This is a genomic window from Bartonella sp. Raccoon60 (assembly GCF_002022585.1).
GTDB lineage: Bacteria > Pseudomonadota > Alphaproteobacteria > Rhizobiales > Rhizobiaceae > Bartonella > Bartonella rochalimae.
In genome coordinates this window covers 1,222,501-1,245,000 of the sequence record NZ_CP019786.1, presented here as the reverse complement: position 1 = coordinate 1,245,000, position 22,500 = coordinate 1,222,501, and the positions used below count along the sequence as shown (strand labels likewise).

Genomic DNA, 22,500 nt, shown 5'->3' with positions numbered 1-22,500 from the left:
ATATTCAGACATTTTTTGCTTCCTTCTGTCCTGGTAAAAGAAATTTTTAAAGGATGGATGGCTAAAAAGAAGGTTTTTAAAATGCAGCATAGCTTTAAAAAGCTCTGTTGGGACTTGTTCAAACATAGAGGCTTTTTTCTCTTGTAGAAGAGAGCTTAATTTATACACTCAAGTGAGAGTTTATAAGGACAAAAGAACAAGACCTTTTCATTGAGGAAATCTTTTGAGTAGAATAATGTGTCGCAAGGAAACGCTCAAATTCCTTGCTTAATGATTGGCAACTTAACCGTGCCATTGAATATATCTCGAGAAGTTGGTCTTTTCTGCTGATATTTTTGTTTTGTGTGCTGATTATAGAGATTGCATGATTTTTAAATCAATTTTATCTCGATGATTGTGCATAGACGAATTGATAAATGAATATTGGCAATGAGAATGATCAAGTGTCTTAAGGGCATTTGGTGGATGCCTTGGCATGCACAGGCGAAGAAGGACGTGATACGCTGCGATAAGCTACGGGGAGGTGCGAATACCCTTTGATCCGTAGATTTCCGAATGGGGCAACCCACCTTAGATTGCTAGAAAAATTAAGCTGCTTTCATAAAAGCGGTTTAATTTTCTAGTAATCACAAATAAGGTATCTACACCTGAATAAAATAGGGTGTAAGAAGCGAACGCAGGGAACTGAAACATCTAAGTACCTGTAGGAAAGGACATCAAAAGAGACTCCGTTAGTAGTGGCGAGCGAACGCGGACCAGGCCAGTGGCTTAAGTTAAGAAAAGTAGAATTGATTGGAAAATCAAACCAAAGAGGGTGATAGTCCCGTATACGTAAATCTGATTTAAGTCCTTGAGTAAGGCGGGACACGTGAAATCCTGTCTGAATATGGGTCGACCACGATCCAAGCCTAAGTACTCGTGCATGACCGATAGCGAACCAGTACCGTGAGGGAAAGGTGAAAAGTACCCCGACAAGGGGAGTGAAAAAGAACCTGAAACCGAATGCCTACAAACAGTCGGAGCCCAAGATACGTTCTGGGTGACGGCGTACCTTTTGTATAATGGGTCAGCGACTTAGTCTAACGAGCAAGCTTAAACCGATAGGTGTAGGCGTAGCGAAAGCGAGTCTGAACAGGGCGTTCAGTTCGTTGGATTAGACCCGAAACCGAGTGATCTAGCTATGAGCAGGCTGAAGGTAAGGTAACACTTACTGAAGGGCCGAACCCGTATCTGTTGCAATAGATTGGGATGACTTGTGGCTAGGGGTGAAAGGCCAATCAAACTCGGAAATAGCTGGTTCTCCGCGAAATCTATTTAGGTAGAGCGTTAGTTTTATTCTCCAGGGGGTAGAGCACTGGATGGGCTAGGGGTCCTCACCGGATTACCAAACCTAACCAAACTCCGAATACCTGGAAGAAATAACTGGCAGACACACGGCGGGTGCTAACGTCCGTCGTGGAAAGGGCAACAACCCTAACCACCATCTAAGGTCCCCAAGTTATGGCTAAGTGGGAAAGGATGTGAGGATCCCAAAACAACCAGGATGTTGGCTTAGAAGCAGCCATCATTTAAAGAAAGCGTAACAGCTCACTGGTCTAAATAAGGGTCTTTGCGCCGAAAATGTAACGGGGCTCAAGCCATACACCGAAGCTGTGGATTTACTCTTATGAGTAAGTGGTAGCGGAGCGTTCCGTAAGCCTGTGAAGGGAGACTCGTGAGAGCTCCTGGAGGTATCGGAAGTGAGAATGCTGACATGAGTAACGATAAAGGGAGTGAGAGACTCCCTCGCCGAAAGTCCAAGGGTTCCTGCTTAAAGTTAATCTGAGCAGGGTGAGTCGGCCCCTAAGGCGAGGCCGAAAGGCGTAGTCGATGGGAACCACGTTAATATTCGTGGACCTGTGGGAAGTGACGGATTGCGTAAATTGTAAGGTCTTATTGGATTGATCTTGCAGTGAAGGAATTCCAGGAAATAGCTCCCACGTATAGACCGTACCCGAAACCGACACAGGTGGACAGGTAGAGAATACTAAGGCGCTTGAGAGAACTACGTTGAAGGAACTCGGCAAATTGCACGCGTAACTTCGGAAGAAGCGTGACCCTTTAGCGGGCAACCGTTAAAGGGTGGCACAGACCAGGGGGTAGCGACTGTTTACCAAAAACACAGGGCTCTGCGAAGTCGCAAGACGATGTATAGGGTCTGACGCCTGCCCGGTGCTGGAAGGTTAAGAGGAGATGTGCAAGCATTGAATTGAAGCCCCAGTAAACGGCGGCCGTAACTATAACGGTCCTAAGGTAGCGAAATTCCTTGTCGGGTAAGTTCCGACCTGCACGAATGGCGTAACGACTTCCCCGCTGTCTCCAACGTAGACTCAGTGAAATTGAATTCCCCGTGAAGATGCGGGGTTCCTGCGGTTAGACGGAAAGACCCCGTGCACCTTTACTATAGCTTTACACTGGCATTTGTGGCGATATGTGTAGGATAGGTGGTAGACTTTGAAGCAGGGGCGCAAGCCTTTGTGGAGTCGTCCTTGAAATACCACCCTTATCGACATGGATGTCTAACTGCGGTCCGTTATCCGGATCCAGGACAGTGTATGGTGGGTAGTTTGACTGGGGCGGTCGCCTCCTAAAGAGTAACGGAGGCGCGCGATGGTAGGCTCAGAACGGTCGGAAATCGTTTGTTGAGTGCAATGGCATAAGCCTGCCTGACTGTGAGACTGACAAGTCGAGCAGAGTCGAAAGACGGTCATAGTGATCCGGTGGTCCCGTGTGGAAGGGCCATCGCTCAACGGATAAAAGGTACGCCGGGGATAACAGGCTGATGACCCCCAAGAGTCCATATCGACGGGGTTGTTTGGCACCTCGATGTCGACTCATCGCATCCTGGGGCTGGAGCAGGTCCCAAGGGTATGGCTGTTCGCCATTTAAAGCGGTACGTGAGTTGGGTTCAGAACGTCGTGAGACAGTTCGGTCCCTATCTGCCGTGGGTGTAGGAATATTGACAGGATCTGTCCCTAGTACGAGAGGACCGGGATGGACGTATCTCTGGTGGACCTGTTGTGGCGCCAGCCGCATAGCAGGGTAGCTATATACGGACGGGATAACCGCTGAAGGCATCTAAGCGGGAAACCCACCTGAAAACGAGTATTCCCTGAGAACCGTGGTAGACCACCACGTTGATAGGTCAGGTGTGGAAGTATGGTAACATATGAAGCTTACTGATACTAATCGTTCGATAGGCTTGATCGTTCTCATTCCCTCTATTCATTTAAAAAAACAAAACAAATTAAAATAGCAATAAGACAACTTCTCTTTCCTTTCTATGCTTTTCGCTGACTTGGTGGTTATGGCGGAGCGCCTGCACCCGATCCCATCCCGAACTCGGCCGTGAAACGTTCCAGCGCTGATGGTACTTTGTCTTAAGGCACGGGAGAGTAAGTCGCTGCCAGGTCTGCTAAGCGCATAGAAAGAACTCTTCAACACTCTTCAAAAAAATATCTAAAAATCGTCGTATCCTTTCTGCGACAATTCTTCCGTGACGCGGGGTGGAGCAGCCCGGTAGCTCGTCAGGCTCATAACCTGAAGGCCGCAGGTTCAAATCCTGCCCCCGCAACCAGTCTCGGATCAATAAGTTTGTATCAATAAAATAATCCTTAAAATAAACGCGACAAGAGATCAGTAGGCGATCCAACACAAAAAAAGCTTCCTTCCTCTTTGGAGCGGTGTTGTTGGGGGAATAATAAAAAACCACTGGAAAAAGATCCTTCTCAGGTGAGACATCCGTCTTGAAGGCATGATGCATCATGAGGGAAAATATCCAGGTCACTTCAAATCAATGTGCCAGACGTCAAGAGAGAAGCGGGAAGAGGATCCGTCTTAGATGAGACGTCCGTTTTGATGGCATGGTGCATGGTGCATCATGAGGGAAAATACCCAGGTCACTTCAAATCAATGTGCCAGACGTCAAGAGAGAAGCGGGAAGAGGATCCGTCTCAGATGAGACGTCCGTTTTGATGGCATGATGCATCATGAGGGAAAATACCCAGGTCGCTTCAAAGAAAAAGGGTCTTTAATAAAAAAGCTGCACACGTGGTGCAGCTTTTGTAAAGCTGGTTTTACTTTGTAGAGTTCTTAAAGGTTGATCAGCCTCTTTTGTCTCAAAATCGAAATTTTACAATGTGTAAGAATGAGACCGTCTCTTATGACCATAATATCCAGAAATGCTGGCAATTACAGCACCAAGAAGGCTTGCAAAAAAACTCCACAATCCAATCTTAGAAGCTGTGCTTATGGCTTTATCCGCAATTGCAAAACTGTTTTGGGCTCCTTTATGAGTAGGAGCATTCTGCGAGAGAGCTTCTACCTGTTTGTTCAGTGATTGAATAGCTTCTTTAGTTTTTTTGTTCGCTGTTTGATAAATATCAATCGCACGTTCTGCAGTATTTTCTGCTTCAGCTTGTGATAGTCCATTGTTTGTCAGCTGATGGATGACATCGCGACGATCAATCTGGGTGTTCAGCTTTTTAACACGATCCGAAAGGCGTTCGCTGAGTTGTTTAACCAAAAGACGATAGTTAGAAGGATCATTCTTAAAAGATGTGATGGTAGAACGAAGGTCTTTGACTGATTCTCTATAAGCGTTATAGAGATTGTCCGGATTGAGGGCTGGAATATCACTTTTATTTAAAAGTGCCTGTAAGTCATTGCTGAGTTTGTTAAAATCAAACAGAGCATTCCTTTTATCGTTGAAAAAATCCTCAAAATTTTTACGGTCTGTGAGAGGAACAAGTTTGCCACCTTCTGAACTAAAATCACTGATCGCTTGTTTCGTTGTTGTTGCAACTCCTGAAACAGTCTTAGCGCCTAAATGAGCCGCGCCAGAAAGTAAAATTGCACTTTGGAGCGCCACCAAAAGCATAAAAAGGGCCCAGGTCAAAAAACCGTGAAGCGCTCCTGAGTGATCCGAAAAACGACCAGCAACATAACCTCCAAGACCAAAGCTTAGACAAAAAATAAAAATTGAACTCACCCCAACAGAGAGAAAACTCTTCTCTAGTGAAAAGGGAGAAAAAAAGGTCATTTGGTTTAAGCCTAAGGCTGCTAACAAAAATGAAAAACAAACCGATGTTGCTAAAAGCGTTAGTAATCCAGCAAAAATCGAGGACCAAGATAAAACAGACGGTCTATAGTGACAACTCTCCGTCTCTAAAGAAAATTCACCTGTAAAATGTCGCTCTAAGGGATGCTTCGTTGGGATCCGCGTTTCCATATCTCTCTCTCCTTCAATAATTCTTAAACTTAAAATGAGAAAAACCAATGCAAGTTCCAAAAAAAATGAAAAAAGGAAAAAACAAACTGAAATCAAAATGCTAAAAAGCTTAAGAAGGAGACAAAATAATACGCAGCAAGTATAGCCTATCTCACTCCGCACTGTGAAAAAAGAAAATCACACAAACAATATTGCTCAGACTTCTTCAAAAGGAGAAACCATACAAAAAAACATAAAAATGAAAAAAAACAAAAACTGTCAACTCGCTGAGCATTTTAAAGTAAGCAACAGATAACAGAAAAATAATCCAAATATACAATAATTAAATATCAAATAAGAAATTGGAAAAGGCCTTAAGAGAATGATTTTAAAAGCGTGAGGAAAGATTTTATGAGATAAAGCTTTTTGATTATATGTTGTTTTTTAGCTTCTTTGATGGCACGTTTAGCGAAACAATTGATATCATTAAGTTGCTGATAGAGGTGATATTGTGGTGGTGTATAACCGCAATTATATAAAATCGTTGCAGCGTTTGTTATGATAAGATAGACACAGTGATCTATCAAGACACATTGCTGCTAGAGAAAAACAATGGCTATGAAACAAGAAAGAACAAAAGCCCGTTTACCCCGCGGTTTTATTGACCGCACAAGCGCGCAATTATATAGTATTGAAACAATGGTTGCTCAAATTCGTGAGGTTTATGAACTTTACGGTTTTGAGGCATTGGAAACGCCGATTTTTGAATATACGGATGTTCTTGGTAAATTCTTGCCCGATTCAGATCGACCAAATGCGGGTGTTTTTTCTTTGCAAGATGATGATGAGCAATGGATGTCTTTACGCTATGATTTGACTGCTCCGTTAGCTCGTTATTTTTCCGAGAATTTTGAAACTTTACCTAAGCCCTATCGAAGCTATCGTTATGGGCCAGTTTTTCGGAATGAGAAGCCAGGACCAGGACGTTTTCGACAATTTGTGCAATTTGATGCCGATATTGTTGGGGCACCAACGGTGTTGGCTGATGCAGAAATCTGCATGATGGCAGCAGATAGTCTAGAAAGATTAGGGATTCAGCAGGAAGATTATGTTATTCGTTTGAATAATCGGAAGATCTTGGACGGCGTTTTGGGATTGATTGGTCTTGGCGGAAAGGAGCAGGAGGAGAAACGCTTAACTGTTCTGAGAGCTATTGATAAGCTCGATAAATTTGGTTCAGAAGGGGTTCGCTTGCTTTTAGGGCAGGGGCGTTTGGATGAAAGTGGTGATTTTACCAAAGGAGCGGGACTAAAGGACAAAGAAATTGAGTGTGTTCTTGCTTTGATGGCTGTTAGTGCTAAGACAGCTGAGGAGACAATTGATAATCTGAAAAAGATGGTTGAGCATAGTGATCAAGCGCTTGAAGGTCTCTGTGAGCTTGAAGAAATGCAAGCGATTTTTGCTGAAAATGGCTATCAGAACCGTATCAAAATTGATCCATCAGTTGTGCGAGGATTAGAATATTATACAGGACCTGTTTTTGAAGCTGCTCTACTTTTTGATATTTTTAATGATGATGGGCAAAAAGTTGTGTTTGGATCTGTTGGTGGAGGGGGACGTTACGATGGGCTGGTTGCTCGCTTTCGTGGGGAAAATATTCCAGCAACAGGTTTTTCTGTTGGTGTTTCACGTTTGATATCTGCTTTGCAAAATCTTGGCAAACTTCCTGTGAAGGAAACGATAGGTCCCGTTGTGGTTTTAATGATGGATAAAGAACCAGAAGCTCTCGTACGCTATCAAAAAATGGTCATGCGTTTACGCCAAGCGGGGATTCGATCTGAACTCTATTTAGGTGCATCAGGGATTAAAGCACAGATGAAATATGCTGATCGGCGTCGTGCGCCGTGTGTAGTTATTCAGGGGGCACAAGAGCGCCAAGAAGGAAAAATTCAGATCAAAGATTTGGTCGAGGGAGCACGTTTATCCCACGAAATTAAAGATAATCAAACATGGCGTGAGAGTCGACCAGCACAAATAACTGTCGATGAAGATCAACTCGTTCAAACAGTTCAAAATATTCTCATTTCTCAAAGATCATAGAATCTTTAAGGCTCAAAAATCATAAAATCTTTAGGAACGGAAAAAACTTAAAAGTCCCTTCCCTTTTTTATATAAAAAATAAGGGAAGGGAGAGAAAAATCGGGTGGGAAAATAACCGCTACAATTACCCTTGTAGGATCTTTAAAATATTTTGTGGTGAGGAGACTTCGTAAGGATCTGTGGCACAATTGTCTGATATGCCTGGCTCTTCAAACCATTGTTCAATTATGCCATCCTGAATCACAGCAGCATAGCGCCATGACCGCATACCAAAACCGATATTATCTTTGGCAACCAACATTCCCATTTTCCGTGTAAATTCACCCGATCCATCGGGAATAAGTTTCACATTTTTAATGCCTTGGTCTTTTCCCCATGCATTCATAACGAAAGCATCATTTACGGAAACGCAATAAATTTCATCAATACCTACTTTTTTAAATTCATCATAGAGTTTTTCAAAATCAGGAAGTTGAAAAGTTGAGCAAGTAGGTGTAAAGGCTCCGGGCAGGGAGAAAAGAATAACCCGTTTTCCTTTGAAATAAGTGTCGCTGTTGACATCTTGCCACCGATAAGGATTATCGCCACTCACTGATTCATCACGAACACGTGTGTGGAAGGTAACATTGGGAACTTTTTTTCTAAACATGATTGCACTCCTGTGCTTTATATAAGAAGGGTATTTCCGACAATTTTGAGTTTTGTTTTATCTTTAAGGATGTCGTATAGTTTCTTTAATTTGCAGGTATTTTATGTTTGCGTCAAGAGAAATTAATAATCAATTTTAAGGGAGTATTCATGTTTCAATTAAGTCATTATGCTTTGCAGGTGTCAGTATGACGGCGAATATTATTTCATGACGGTGAATATTATTTCGACAACGGCTTTTAAAGATCAAAAGCTTGGAACGTCTGGTTTGCGCAAAAAGGTATCGACTTTTCAACAGCCTCATTATGTTGAAAATTTTATTCAATCTATTTTTAATACTGTGGGACCTCTTAAGGGAAAATTGCTCATTTTGGGAGGAGATGGACGCTATTTAAATCGGACGCTTATTCAGATCGTGTTAAAAATGGCTGCTGCCAATGGTGTTGGATTTATTAAAGTCGGTAAAGGCGGGATTTTATCTACACCTGCTGTTTCGCATCTTATTCGCAAGTATCATGCTCATGGTGGTATTATTTTCTCGGCAAGTCATAATCCTGGAGGAGAACAGGGTGATTGCGGGATAAAATATAATATTTCTCATGGGGGACCAGCACCTACTTCTTTGTGTAATGCTATTTTTGCTGCATCACAACATTTGTCTTTTTATAAAATTGTTGACGTTTCAGAGATCGATTTAGATAGGCAAGGAACGGTATTTATTGGGTCTATGCAGGTTGATGTGATCGATCCCGTTGCAGATTATAGTGCGCTGATGCAGGAAATTTTTGATTTTGAGTGTATTGCTCAAGCGGTTTCTGAGGGATTAAACTTCCGGTTTGATGCAATGCATGCTGTGACGGGCCCTTATGCGCAAGAAATTTTTGAAAAATGCTTAGGATTTCCTGAAGGAACAGTTGTTCATGGAACGCCTTTACCGGATTTTGGTGGCAAACATCCAGATCCGAATTTGGTTCATGCTAAGGATTTATATGATTTATTAATGTCAGAGAAAGGGCCTGACTTGGGAGCTGCTTCTGATGGCGATGGAGATCGTAATCTTATTATTGGTCGCCAACAATTTATCACTCCTTCTGATTCTCTTGCGATTATGGCTGATCATGCTTCTTTAATTAAAGGATATCGACGAGGTCTTGTGGGCGTTGCACGCTCTATGCCAACTGGGCGTGCTGTCGATTGTGTTGCAGAGAAAAAAGGATTGAATTTGTTTGAAACGCCAACGGGGTGGAAATTTTTCGGAACACTCCTTGATGCTGGAAAAATAACTTTTTGTGGGGAAGAAAGCTTTGGCACAGGGTCGGATCATGTGCGCGAAAAGGATGGATTATGGGCTGTTTTATTCTGGTTGAATCTTCTTGCTGTTACAAAAAAAACAGTGGCGCAAATTGCTCAACAGCATTGGCGTACCTATGGACGTTTTTATTTTTCACGATATGATTATGAAGAGGTGGAGTCCCACAAAGCTTTTGCAATGGTAGAACAATTATCCGCATGCTTACCAGAGCTAGGAACAAAAGTAGCTGGATTAACGGTCGAAAAAGCCGATGATTTTATTTATCATGACCCCATTGATCATAGTGTGAGTATACGGCAAGGGGTCCGTATTTTTTTTGACAATGGGGCACGTTTAGTGGTTCGTCTTTCTGGGACGGGAACAACAGGAGCTCTTGTTCGGCTTTATCTTGAACAGTATGAGGGAGATCCCCGTAAGCATAATCAAGATCCACAACAAGCTCTTCATCCTTTAAAGCAAGCTGCTTTTGAGGTGTTAAAAATCAAACATCATTTAGGACGAGAACAGCCCGATATTATTACATAAACGTTTTTTTTGGCAATAATTCTTCTCTTATTGTGGATGAATCATCTTTTGAGGATCAACAAGTCGATCATAATCAGCAGCAGAAACACCTGCTTTTAAAGCTTCTTCACGGAGACTTGTCCCATTTTTATAGGCTGTTTTAGCAATTTCAGCGGCTTTTTCATATCCAATTTCTGGAGCAAGAGCAGTAACCAACATGAGAGAACGTTCCATCAAAGCGTGAATATGCTCTCTATTTGCTTGTAATCCTTGGATACAATATGTCTCAAAAGAGCGCATACAATCTCCTAAAAGATTAAGTGATTGCAATACATTATATCCAATAACTGGCTTATAGGTATTGAGTTCAAAATGTCCCTGGCTGGCAGCAAATGTGATGCAGCTATGGTTGCCAAAGACTTGGCAAGCAACCATGGTCAAAGCCTCACATTGTGTTGGATTGACTTTTCCCGGCATGATAGAAGAACCTGGCTCATTTTCTGGAAGGTTCAACTCACCTAATCCTGAACGAGGTCCCGATCCTAAGAAACGAATGTCATTGGCAATTTTGAACAGGTCAGCTGCTAAGGCATTGAGGCTGCCATGAAAATGCGTAAGAGCTCCGTGATGAGCGAGCGCTTCAAATTTATTATGAGCGGTTTTGAAAGGGATCCCTGTAAGAGTGCTTATTGTTTCGGCAAATGCTTTATCAAAGCCCGATGGAGCATTGAGACCTGTTCCGACGGCTGTGCCTCCTTGAGCAAGCATTTGAACATCGGTGAGTGCTGTTTCAATTCGTGTGCGATTGGCTTCTAGAGCGGTACGATAGCCTGAAAATTCTTGTCCTAATGTAAGAGGTGTTGCATCTTGAGTATGGGTTCGCCCGATTTTGATGATGTCGGTAAATTCTTTTTCTTTTTTCTGTAGGCTCGCAATAAGGGCATCAAGAGCTGGTAACAGATGTTGGCGTGTTTGCAGTGTGGTGGCAATATGTAAGGCTGTGGGAAAGGAATCGTTAGAGGATTGGCTCATATTCACATGATCATTCGGGTGAACTGGTGTTTTGCTTCCAAGAGCTCCTCCCAAAAGGACATTAGCATGGTTGGCAATGACTTCATTGACATTCATATTGCTTTGTGTGCCGGAGCCTGTTTGCCAAACAGAAAGAGGAAAATGAGCATCGAATTTTCCTGCAAGGACTTCATCAGCTGCGGTAACAATCGTTTGCCCGATATTTTGCGGAAGTTTGCCTTTTTCCATATTAACGAGAGCTGCGGCTTTTTTAATAAGACTTAAGGCATAAATTACGGTCAAGGGTTGTTTTTCTATCCCTATATTAAAATGATGAAGGGAACGTTCCGTTTGTGCTCCCCAATAACGATCATTACGTACGGCGATTGTTCCAAAACTATCAGTTTCTTGACGAGTTGTAAGCATGACGACCCCTATGATGATTCATTTAAGTTTTTTATACTATAGATTAATCAAAGAAAAATTAAGTGCTAAAATTTTTTATAATGGAAAACAGTTAACAAGACTATTGCTCAAATTTTCCACGAGAGAAAACGGAGGACGACAAAAAGGTGCAGATTAATTTTTATTGAGAACCCTTGACATTGTAACAAGGCATTTTTATATTTGTTTTATTGTTAGCACTCGTCGCAAGAGAGTGCTAATAGGAACTTAAGATTAATTCAGTTATATTAAGTTTTAAGGATATAAAACATGGCTAATATACAATTCCGCCCACTTCACGATCGTGTCGTTGTTCGTCGGGTTGAATCTGAAAATAAAACAGCTGGTGGGATTATCATCCCTGATACAGCAAAGGAAAAACCTCAAGAGGGTGAGATTATTGCGGTTGGGAGTGGTGCTCTCGACGATAATGGAAAGCGCGTTCCTCTAGAAGTGAAAGCAGGAGATCGCGTCTTGTTTGGCAAATGGTCTGGAACTGAAGTTAAGATTAATGGTGAAGACCTCTTAATCATGAAAGAGTCTGATATTATGGGAATTTTGGGTTAATCCAATTTCTCAATTATTTTATTTGATTATTTAAGACAACTCCAAGGAGAAATTAAATGGCTGCTAAAGAAGTCAAATTTGGCCGTGAAGCGCGTGAGCGTTTATTGCGCGGTGTTGATATCCTTGCTAATGCTGTTAAGGTAACGCTCGGCCCTAAAGGGCGCAATGTGGTAATTGATAAATCATTTGGCGCGCCTCGTATTACAAAAGATGGTGTATCTGTTGCAAAAGAAATTGAATTGGAAGATAAGTTCGAAAATATGGGCGCGCAAATGTTGCGTGAAGTGGCTTCGAAGACCAATGACATTGCAGGTGATGGAACAACAACAGCTACTGTTTTAGGACAAGCAATCGTACAAGAAGGTGTAAAGGCTGTTGCTGCTGGGATGAACCCAATGTGTCTCAAGCGTGGGATTGATGCAGCTGTTGAAGAAGTCGTTGAAAATCTTTTCAAAAAAGCAAAAAAAATTCAAACTTCAGCAGAAATTGCGCAAGTTGCAACGATTTCCGCAAATGGTGCTGTTGAAATTGGGAAAATGATTGCCGATGCTATGGAAAAAGTGGGCAATGAAGGCGTCATCACAGTGGAAGAAGCGAAAACAGCTGAAACTGAATTAGAAGTTGTTGAAGGTATGCAATTTGACCGTGGCTATTTGTCTCCTTACTTTGTGACAAATGCTGAAAAGATGGTTGCTGATCTTGATGATCCTTATATCCTGATTCACGAAAAGAAACTGTCTAATTTGCAATCTTTGCTTCCTGTTCTTGAAGCAGTTGTGCAATCCGGTAAACCTCTCCTTATTATCGCAGAAGATGTGGAAGGTGAGGCTTTGGCAACCCTCGTGGTTAATAAATTGCGTGGTGGTTTGAAAATCGCTGCTGTTAAAGCTCCAGGATTTGGTGATCGCCGTAAAGCGATGTTAGAAGATATTGCTATCTTAACATCGGGTCAGGTTATTTCTGAGGATGTTGGCATTAAGCTTGAAAATGTTACCTTAGATATGCTTGGACGTGCAAAGAAAGTTAATATCACTAAAGAAAACACAACCATTATTGATGGTGCTGGGCATAAGGCTGAAATTACTGCACGTGTTAACCAGATTAAAGCACAGATTGAAGAAACAACTTCTGACTATGATCGTGAAAAACTGCAAGAAAGACTCGCAAAACTTGCTGGTGGTGTTGCCGTTATTCGTGTTGGTGGTGCAACAGAAGTTGAAGTGAAAGAAAAGAAAGACCGTGTTGATGATGCCTTGAATGCGACACGAGCAGCTGTAGAAGAAGGTATTGTTGCTGGTGGTGGAACTGCACTCTTGCGTGCTGCAAATGCATTGACTGTCAAAGGAAAGAATCCTGATCAAGAGGCTGGTATCCACATTGTACGCCGTGCTTTACAAGCGCCAGCACGTCAAATCGCGATGAATGCAGGTGAAGAAGCGGCAATTATTGTTGGCAAGGTGCTGGAAAATAATTCAGATACGTTTGGTTACAATACCGCGACAGGGCAATTTGGTGACTTGATTGCTTTAGGAATTGTTGACCCAGTAAAAGTTGTCCGTTCTGCTTTACAGAATGCTGCATCGATTGCAAGCCTTCTTATCACAACAGAAGCAATGGTTGCTGAACTTCCAAAGAAAGAGACACCAATGCCTCCAATGGGCGGTGGTGGAATGGGCGGAATGGGCGGAATGGATTTCTAAGTCGCCTTCGTCAAAGATAAAAGAAAAACGGGCCTACTGGCCCGTTTTTCTTATGCTTGTTCTTTCATTTTATGACCAAATCAGCTAACAAATTTTTGCTTTGCTCATTTCAGTATATCTTGTGTTCAATAGATCTTTTTTCTTGTTTTATTGGATGCATGATTTACGATCAATAATTTCTCTTGAACAAAGGCGGGATGTATGCTCAATTGCCTCAGTGTCCTCAGTGTGATGGTCTTTATATTTATGAAGACAATAGTCGTTTTATTTGTCCTGAATGTGCGCATGAGTGGCCTCAAAACAAGAATGAAAAGCTTCCTATCTCTTTTGAAGTTTATGATGTTAATGGTCAGCTTTTAGCAAATGGTGATAGCGTGATGGTCATTAAAGATCTTAAAGTGAAGGGGTCTTCATCTGTTTTAAAAAGCGGTACAAAGGTTAAGAATATTCGTTTGGTAGAGGGAAATCATAATATTGATTGCAAAATACCTGGAATTGGTCAGATGGCTTTAAAGTCAGAATTTGTAAAAAAGTTTAATACCAAAAAATGATCATCCTACACTGATGCTCTCTTTTTCAATAATAAAAGGAAGGAAGAGAGAGAAAAGAGCGTCAAAATACTCATTTTTATTTTGCAAGAAAGTATCCAATTCTTACTTGCTCTTTATTATAGAGAGAGAAATATTCTTCTTTTCTTCCTGTACTGTTTTTTATGCACTCCATAAGTTTTTTTGAAAAAATAGTTATTCATATCAAAAGTTTATGAGCAGAGTCAGTAAAAGAAGAGAGAGCATAATAGTAAAATAGTATTGTGTTTTGGATCTTGTTTGTTAAGAATTTAAGTCATTGGTGAAGAATGCAATGGATGCCGAATGAGAGACAAAATATCTTTTATCAGAATTCTATAAGATTACAGTTATTACTGTTGCACTTGACTTTACTATTCGTTATTCCATTTTTTTCCTTTTGCATTCATGGTATAATACATATCTATTCTTAATTCAGTATATAAACTATTGAATCAATAGTTTATATTGTAAAAAAATATCAGTAGATGATTATGCAGGGATTATACTATTTATAAAATGTGTTATTAAATGTTGTATCAAAATATAAGGAAGAATTTATGAGCGCATCAGCAACCAATGTTCAGTCAAATATCGAGAATGTTGCTTTAAATTTTCCAATTCCTGAAAATGTGTTTGCGCTTACTGTCCAAGAGGTTCATCATTATACGGATAATTTATTTAAATTTCGCCTTAATCGTCCGGAAAGCTTTCGTTTTCGTTCGGGCGAATTTGTTATGATTGGTTTGCCGAATGCAGAAAAGCCAATTTATCGCGCTTATTCAATTGCAAGCCCATATTGGGATGAACAGCTCGAATTTTTTTCGATCAAGGTTCCAGGAGGACCATTAACAGAACATCTTCAAAAAATTAAAATTGGTGATACAGTTTTAATGCGTAAAAAATCGACTGGAACTTTAGTTCTTGATGCTCTTATCCCTGGAAAACGTCTTTATCTTCTTTCAACAGGGACAGGTGTTGCTCCTTTTGCAAGTCTTATTCGTGATCCCGAAACATATGAAAAATTTTCCCAGGTGGTGCTTATTCAAACAACGCGTGTGTGTAATGAACTGACATATGCGAAAGATCTGTTGCTTCTTTAGAGCATGATCCGTTAGTTGGTGAATATGTAAAACAGTTGAAATTTTATCCTATGACCACCCGCGAACCTTCAGAATATATGGGACGCATTACCACTGTTATGGAAAGCGGTGCTTTTTTTGAAAGAACTGGATTGCCGAAAATCAATCCTACGGAAGACCGTGTTATGATTTGTGGTTCGATGGCAATGCTGAAAGATTGTGCTAGGATATGTGAAACCTTTGGTCTTGTTGAAGGAGCCAATAATGCCCCGGCGACTTATGTTGTGGAACGGGCCTTTGTGGGATAAAAGAGCAACCTGTTTTACAGAATAAAAGGTGCTCATTCGTTTTTTAATTTTTCCATTCCGATCGATATGAGGAAACATTTCAATAAATTCTCTTTGTGAACTCTATTTATTAGATGAACACAGAAAGTGGTAAGGTATTCTTATATTATTATAGCTTTCTGTAAGAAAAATTATATTTGAACAAGAGATAATTCAGGATTTGAAGAAGAGTGATTTCATCAGCAACTTCGGCTGAAAATGAAGATATGCATAACTTGTCCTGTCTTTCTTATTTGAAATGCGCCTATGGGTAGGAAAAATAATTACCTTTATAATCATAATAACTGAGGAGCTGTGATGCTGGATAGTGTCATTTTCTTTTGATAAGGGTGTTCTCTTTTCATAAAAAGATATTCTGCGTGTAGAAGCAAATGACAGAATAATATAAAAGAAAAGGACGAATAGTTCTTGAAATTAAATAAAACCCGCGTTATGTCGATGTTATGGAAAAGAAATTTAAAGTTGCTGCTCTTTATTGCTTTGCAGATTTGAAGCATTATAGTCAATTGCAAAAGCCTTTGCTGAATTTATGTCAGACAAATGGCATTAAGGGAACTCTTCTTTTAGCAAAAGAGGGAATCAACGGCACTGTTGCTGGTTCCTGCAGTGCAATTGAAAAGTTAATAGATTTTATCACTGCAGAGCCTACATTTCAAATGCCCGAGATTAAATATTCATGGGCTTCAAAAATGCCTTTCATCGTTTGAAGGTGCGGCTAAAAAAAGAAATTGTAACAATGGGGATTGAAGATGTTAATCCGTTAAAAGTTGTTGGAACGTATGTAGCACCTGAAGACTGGAATGCTCTTATCCAAGATGAAGAAACACTTTTAATCGATACACGGAATGATTATGAATATGCGCTTGGGAGTTTTCAAGGAGCCATTGATCCTTGTATTAAAACATTTCGTGAATTTCCTGAGTGGATTATGAAACATGAAAGCGATTTGAAAAGAAAAAGAAAATTGCTATGTTTTGTACAGGGGTATTCGGTGTGAAAAATCAACCGCTTATGTCCGTAGCCTTGGTTATGATCAAGTTTATCACTTAAAAGGTGGTATCCTCAAATATTTGGAAACTATCCCAAAGGAAAACAGTTTGTGGCAGGAGAGTGTTTCGTTTTTGATGAGCGTGTTTCTGTAGGACATGGTCTCGAAGAATGTGGACGCGAATTGTGTCGCGCCTGTCGTTCCCCTCTTAGTGCTGAAGATAAGCTATCCTCTCATTATGAAGAAGGTGTCTCTTGTGATGCTTGTTATAATACGCGGGATGAAAGTGATAGACAACGCTTTCGGGAACGTCATAGACAATTTCAATTATTAAAATTGCGTGCAGCGTATCCTCATTGTGAACAATAAAAGCCTTCTTTTATATCATTTTAAAAAAGAATATTTTAAGACTGAACATTCTCTAATTTATGGTTAGATATACAGATAATAAGGATACAAGCTTGTTCTTGTTTCCGAGTGATCTGTTTCTTTTTTGCATCATTTTTGATTAAAAGTTAAAAAAGTTTTAAAATTAAAAAAAATGATTGAAATGAATAAAAATTGGCTTTATACGCGATGTTGCCCAAAGTCGCACGTGCCTGTGGGTGTCCGCTGGTTCTCAAATGGTGGGATTAACCGGTACGGTACCTGGAACTAACCGCTCCAGTCATTCTTATGACCAATCAAAAGAATGAGGACATCTTGAAGCAACGACGGTGCGGGCCTTTCTGGTGTCTTCCAGCTGTTCAAATGCTGGGTAACTAAAGAGGCACACCTCATTGCCTTCATGCGGAATTGGCTTCTCACTCCAATCAAAAAGGCAGACAACGTAGAACAATGCGGTTTTCGCGCTGTTTTTTCGTGGCATGCAATGCTTATTCTTCCCGGTTGTTTTTAATCGGGTGAGAGAGTGGATGTATGTCTTTTTGTTTTTTTGCTATTGGCAGCGTTTGCTGCTCATTGGCGTAAGTTAGGGATGTCTTGTCCCTAGGGAGAAGTGCAAATGGCAACGCAACGTATTCGCGATTTTCTTGCAACGCATCGTTCTGAAGGGCCCTGTTTGGTTGTTGTCTTGATTTGTTCATGGAAAATTATTTAATTTTGAAAAGGCTCTTCCACAGTCACGTATTTTCTATGCAATCAAAGCAAAATCCAGCACCTGAGATTTTGCGCTTGCTTGTTTCTTTAGATCGTCTTTTGATGCTGCTTCTGTAGCAGAAATTGAAATGGCTTTAGCGGCAGGTCTACAGCTAATCGTATTCTTTTGGTAATACGATAAGAAAGAGCGCGATATTGCGCGTGCGCATGCGCTTGGTATTTCACTTTATGCCATTGACTGTTTTGAGGAAGTAGAAAAAGTTGCTCGTGCTGCACCGGGAGCTCGTGTTTTTTGCGCGTTCTTACTGATGGAGAAGGAGCAGAGTGGCCGTTATCGCAAAAATTTGGCTGTGTTCCTTCTATGGCTGTTGATGTCTTACGTTATGCGCATCACTTAGGTCTGCAGGCCCATGGTGTTTCCTTTCATGTGGGTTCTCAGCAGACAGATTTGAATGCATGGGATCGTGCTTTATCGGATACAGCTTTTGTTTTTAAATCTTTGAACAAGAAGGTATTCAGTTGCAATTAGTGAATATGGGCGGTGGTTTTCCGACACGTTATTTGAAAGAATTTCCAACAGTGCAAACCTATGGTATGTCCATTTTTGATGCATTGAAAAAAATATTTTGGGAATCGTATTCCTGAAACAATTATCGAGCCAGGGCGCGCGATGGTAGGTAATGCGGGTGTTATACGCACAGAGGTTGTTTTGATCTCTAAAAAGGAAAAATGATAACGTCCGTTGGGTTTATCTTGATATTGGCAAATTTAATGGTCTGACTGAAACTATGGATGAAGCCATTCGCTATCCTATTGAAACGGCTCATGATGATCAAGCAATGGAACCATGTATTTTAGCTGTCCGACGTGCGATTCGGCAGATATTATGTATGAAAAAACGCCTTATTTGCTTCCTCTTTCTTTAACAATAGGTGATGAACTCTTGATTCATGGGACCGGTGCTTATACAACAACTTATGCATCTGTTGCATTTAATGGTTTTGAACCTTTACGATCGTATGTAATTTGAGATTTTGTATAAGGTACCTCTCTATTTTTGCCTAATGGGGTGTTTAAGGTGCGGTTTAATGGGTAACAGAGATGAAAAAGATTCATTTTCAAACAAAAAATGGTGCGCGTTTTACGCTTATGTCTGAGCAAGAAGTCGATGCTCTTCATCGGGAGAAACTTCTCGATTTGGTCATGGGAGAGGAACGTAAGCATAAATCATCAGAAATTTTACGTTGCGGCCGGTTTCCAGCTTTTGGACTTTCTTTTGTTGTTAAAAATTTTCTTGATGAGCTCGTAGGAAGTGTGCGTCTTTGGAATATTACTTTTCACAAAGGGCAAAATGAGATTCAAGGTGCTTTGCTTTTAGGGCCTTTAGCTGTGGCAACTGAGTGTTCTGATCTAGGCATTGGGTCAGTTTTAATGCAGCATTCAATTGAAACAGCAAGACAATTAGGCCATGGTGCTATTTTCCTCGTGGGAGATTCTGAATTTTATCAGCGTTTTGGTTTTTCAAGTCATTTAACAAAAAATTTCGCTATGCCTGGAGTTTATGAAAAACATCGTTTTCAAGCTTTGGAATTGATCCCTCAATATCTTATTGGATGTCATGGTCTTTTAGTTTCAAGTGGAGACCTACGGGATTTAAGCCATAATCAGCATTATAAAGTAGCTTAAGATTTTAGAGTATTTCATTTTACTTGTTTGTTCATAATAACGCTGAGGCTATTTTTTCGTTTTCATTCATGAAGTCATATCATTGATATTTAAGAATATGGTTAAATTCTTTTGTTGATACATTCAGTACCATAAATGCCTATTGCCCTTTATAACATGAAACTTAATGGCCGTGAGGAATATCAGCAGAGGGTGATATTTTTTTAAGAAAAACGGTTAAGAAGGTTAAAAGACTAAAGAGAATAGTCATCATAAAAAAAAATATCGCTAAAAGCCATAACTGTCGCTTGTATGAAAGTGATACCAAAAAGTTGTAATAAGGCAAGGGCATGTGAATCAAACGTATAAGAATGGAAATACATGGTGAGCTTTGCAAGCATTTCAGTTGCTTGGATATTTCCTGCATGGATGGTTTCAGCTATTCGTCCGTAATGGAGAGCAGAGCGTTCCATCATAACAGTACCGATAATAGCAAGTCCTACTGCACCGCCGAGATTGCGTGTTAAATTAAAAAGCCCAGAGGCATTTTTCATTTTCTCTGGTGATAATGACCCAAAGGCAATGTCATTAATAGGAACCATACAGAGCATGATAGAAAACCCACGAAAAATTTGAGGCCAAAAGAGTTCCCAAAAACCCCAATCGTCGGTAACCGCAGTGGCTAGCCAGGTTCCCCATGCAAAGCTGGTGAGTCCTATAGCAATCATAAGACGTGCATCAATACGTGTTGAAAGAAATCCAGCTATAGGAGCCGTCAAAAACATAGCTAAACCTGAAATAAAGAGCGTTTCTCCAATCATAAGAGCATCATAATGACGTATTTGACTTAAATAGACAGGATAAAGATAGGTAAGACCATAAAGTCCTATTCCAAGCATAAAGGAGAAAATTGCTGCAATCGAAAAATTTCGATTCGAAAAAGCTGTGAGATCAACAATTGGTTCTTTAGCAGTAAAAGCTCGCCAAAAGAATAAACTAGCCGCTAAGATCATAATAATAAAAAAGATTGAAGATCAGTTGATCCTTTAACCAATCATGACGTGCACCTTCTTCTAAAATATATTCTAATGATCCCAAGAAGATTGCCATAGAGAAAAGACCCCACCAGTCAAATTTAGTTATAGAGAGGGTTCTGCTTTATCAAAATTAATTAATTTCCAAGTTAAAATTGAGATAATAATTCCAAAAGGTACATTAATGAAAAAAGCCAATGCCATGATAAGACATGACAGAGATATCCTCCCACTGTTGGACCAATTGTAGGCGCTAATGTTGCGACTAGGCCAACGATAGGCGAAACGATTGATTGTTTAGAGGGAGGAAAAAGTGTATACGAAGCAACAAAAACACTGGGGATAATGCCTCCGCCAATAAAGCCTTGGAGTGTACGGTAAAAGGTCATCTGCTCAATAGATGTTGCTGTAGCACAAAGAATAGATGCAATGGTAAAGCCAGCTGCTGAGAAGCTGAAGAAAATCCGTGTTGATAACAAACGCCCTAAAAAACCAGAAAGAGGCAACATAATAACTTCAGCAATAAGATAAGACGTTTGAACCCATGAAATTTCATCAGCACTTGCTGATAAACCGGCTTGAATTTCAGCTAAAGAGGAAGAAACAATTTGAATATCTAAAATAGCCATGAACATACCAAAAGTCATAGCTATGAAGACTATGATTTTACGTATGTCTATGCTCTCTTTAGCATCAGTAGATGCAAGAGAATCTAGATGCAAGAGGTGTCGGATTTTTCATGATAGGATCATTTAACTTTGTTATAAAGAATCTTTATTTTGTTTCCTATTCCGTGTGTCAACGGTTACGGTAACGCTCATTCCTGCTTTGATTCTTCCACTTTTTAACGCATGTTCAGGAATAGAAATCCGAATAGGAATACGTTGCGTAATTTTTGTAAAATTACCAGTAGCATTTTGTGTGGCAAAAGAGAAAAAACAGCTCCTGTTGCAGGCGAAACAGAAAGCACTGTACCTTCAAATACATCTTTTTTGAAGGCATCAATGGAGATATAAGCAGCTTGCCCACTTTGAATATTTTGCAATTGTGTCTCTTATAATTTGCTTCGATATAAAGTGCATGGATGGGAACTAAGCAGCAAGGCGTTGACCATTAACGAAAATCCCCCTTTTTTGCTGTTAAATTTCAATAATTCCATCAAATGGAGCACGTAGAATAGTTGAATCAAGATCACGTTTTGCTTTGTCACGGTGAGTTCAAGATTTTTGTTTGACTTTCTACTTCATGCCGTTGTGCTTCTAATACTTGAATATTAGCACGTGCTGCAGCTATTTGCGCATCAGCCGTGTAACATTAGCAATAGCTTTTCGTAAGCTGATTTGGCATTGTCAACATTAGATTGGGAAACATAACGATCCGTTTTCAGTTCTGTGATCCGTTGTAAGGTGAGTTGTGCATTGGTTGCTATAGCTGAGGCAGCTGCTTTTTGTGCTTGAGCATCATCTAATGCACTATGGGCTGCCACAATTTGCGCATCAATACGCATAAGAATTTTCTGTTGTGTATCGAGATGCGCTTTGTTTGATCTAAGGCGATTTGATAATCACCACTTTCTAAACGAAAGAGGGTATCGCCTTTTTTACAGTTTGGTTGGCTTTGACAGAAAGTTCTTCAATGTATCCGCTTAATTTGGGGAAATAGCAGCGATGTCACCTTGTACATAAGCATCGTCAGTTGTAATCATATAACGCCAGTGTGCTAACCATTTATAGCTCAACCAAAATATAAAAAGCACCAAAATAAGAAGAAAAATTAATTGGTTTTTTGTGTTTGATTTTTCTGAAAGCATTTATTGAAAAATTGACGTAGACATGAATTTATTACTTTCAATTCAATATATAATAAATACACTCGCACATCCACATCTTACGCACATAGTAGTGAGAAAAGCTTCCGGATAATACAAGATCGACACATATATACTTGATATGAAAATTTACAGTCTAAAAATATTATTTTGTAGTACATTTTTTACAGGTTCCTTTTACTTCTATAGTGCTTTTATGCGCTTGGAACCCGCTTTTTTGTATCATTTGCTTAATATCATATGCGATGGTTTGCTCTTGTATCTCGTTCACTTGCCCACATTTGTTACAAAGAGTGAAAATCGTTAATTCATGGTGACAATTCTCTGGATGTGAGCAAACCATAAAAGCATTCACACT

The 22,500-nt window shown here is 40.2% G+C and carries 9 protein-coding genes, 1 tRNA gene, 2 rRNA genes and 6 pseudogenes (1 of these 18 only partly in view); 12 read left to right on the top strand and 6 right to left on the bottom strand.

The genetic code is table 11. The annotated features are described in order from the left end of the window. The first annotated feature begins 437 nt into the window (after window positions 1-437). From Bra60_RS05480 to Bra60_RS05470, 3 genes are all read left to right on the top strand, one after another. Window positions 438-3,249: ribosomal RNA gene (locus tag Bra60_RS05480) — 23S ribosomal RNA — on the top strand. 87 nt (window positions 3,250-3,336) lie between these two features. Continuing rightward, window positions 3,337-3,451 (top strand): 5S ribosomal RNA (gene rrf, locus Bra60_RS05475). Window positions 3,452-3,539: 88 nt separating this feature from the next. Further along, window positions 3,540-3,616: transfer RNA gene (locus tag Bra60_RS05470), tRNA-Met, on the top strand. Window positions 3,617-4,171: 555 nt separating this feature from the next. On the opposite strand, the gene Bra60_RS05465 is transcribed toward Bra60_RS05470, so the two are convergent. Further along, complete coding sequence (locus Bra60_RS05465) at window positions 4,172-5,269, bottom strand: DUF3792 family protein (protein WP_078698134.1); 1,098 nt, start codon at window positions 5,267-5,269, stop codon at window positions 4,172-4,174. A 591-nt stretch (window positions 5,270-5,860) separates the two neighbouring features. On the opposite strand from Bra60_RS05465, the gene hisS reads away from it, so the two are divergent. After that, window positions 5,861-7,348: a histidine--tRNA ligase gene (hisS, locus tag Bra60_RS05460; RefSeq protein ID WP_078698137.1), complete on the top strand. Its 1,488-nt coding sequence runs from the start codon at window positions 5,861-5,863 to the stop codon at window positions 7,346-7,348. Between the two features lie 124 nt (window positions 7,349-7,472). Here the strand turns inward: hisS and Bra60_RS05455 are convergent, their stop codons facing one another. Beyond that, the gene (locus Bra60_RS05455) at window positions 7,473-7,997 is read right to left on the bottom strand and encodes a peroxiredoxin (protein ID WP_035007454.1); all 525 of its coding nucleotides are present in this window, start codon (window positions 7,995-7,997) and stop codon (window positions 7,473-7,475) included. 207 nt (window positions 7,998-8,204) lie between these two features. On the opposite strand from Bra60_RS05455, the gene Bra60_RS05450 reads away from it, so the two are divergent. Beyond that, the gene (locus tag Bra60_RS05450; protein ID WP_078698136.1) at window positions 8,205-9,833 is read left to right on the top strand and encodes an alpha-D-glucose phosphate-specific phosphoglucomutase; all 1,629 of its coding nucleotides are present in this window, start codon (window positions 8,205-8,207) and stop codon (window positions 9,831-9,833) included. Between the two features lie 27 nt (window positions 9,834-9,860). Here the strand turns inward: Bra60_RS05450 and fumC are convergent, their stop codons facing one another. Beyond that, on the bottom strand, window positions 9,861-11,249 hold the full coding sequence (fumC, locus tag Bra60_RS05445; protein ID WP_035007456.1) for a class II fumarate hydratase: 1,389 nt from the start codon (window positions 11,247-11,249) through the stop codon (window positions 9,861-9,863). Between the two features lie 288 nt (window positions 11,250-11,537). Here fumC and groES point away from each other — a divergent pair, with 288 nt between their 5' ends. From groES to Bra60_RS05410, 7 genes and pseudogenes are all read left to right on the top strand, one after another. Further along, window positions 11,538-11,834, top strand: a complete 297-nt coding sequence (gene groES / locus Bra60_RS05440) for a co-chaperone GroES (RefSeq protein WP_078688851.1) — start codon at window positions 11,538-11,540, stop codon at window positions 11,832-11,834. Window positions 11,835-11,890: 56 nt separating this feature from the next. Further along, entirely contained in the window at window positions 11,891-13,534 is a 1,644-nt protein-coding gene (gene groL / locus Bra60_RS05435) for a chaperonin GroEL (protein ID WP_035007459.1), read from the top strand. Window positions 13,535-13,731: 197 nt separating this feature from the next. Beyond that, a complete protein-coding gene (locus tag Bra60_RS05430; protein ID WP_078688850.1) occupies window positions 13,732-14,085 on the top strand; it encodes a zinc ribbon domain-containing protein YjdM in 354 nt (117 codons plus the stop codon). A gap of 575 nt (window positions 14,086-14,660) precedes the next feature. Next, window positions 14,661-15,490 (top strand): annotated as a pseudogene (locus Bra60_RS05425) (ferredoxin--NADP reductase). 482 nt (window positions 15,491-15,972) lie between these two features. Continuing rightward, window positions 15,973-16,886 (top strand): annotated as a pseudogene (trhO, locus tag Bra60_RS05420) (oxygen-dependent tRNA uridine(34) hydroxylase TrhO). Between the two features lie 634 nt (window positions 16,887-17,520). Beyond that, a pseudogene (locus tag Bra60_RS05415) lies at window positions 17,521-18,645 on the top strand (type III PLP-dependent enzyme). Between the two features lie 71 nt (window positions 18,646-18,716). Next, window positions 18,717-19,301, top strand: a complete 585-nt coding sequence (locus Bra60_RS05410; protein WP_078688849.1) for a GNAT family N-acetyltransferase — start codon at window positions 18,717-18,719, stop codon at window positions 19,299-19,301. 163 nt (window positions 19,302-19,464) lie between these two features. Here Bra60_RS05410 and Bra60_RS05405 read toward each other — a convergent pair. The 3 pseudogenes from Bra60_RS05405 to Bra60_RS05395 form a co-directional block, all read right to left on the bottom strand. Further along, window positions 19,465-21,036, bottom strand: a pseudogene (locus Bra60_RS05405) (DHA2 family efflux MFS transporter permease subunit). 39 nt (window positions 21,037-21,075) lie between these two features. Beyond that, window positions 21,076-22,128, bottom strand: a pseudogene (locus Bra60_RS05400) (HlyD family secretion protein). 159 nt (window positions 22,129-22,287) lie between these two features. Further along, window positions 22,288-22,500 (bottom strand): annotated as a pseudogene (locus tag Bra60_RS05395) (Fur family transcriptional regulator) (it continues 178 nt past the right edge of the window).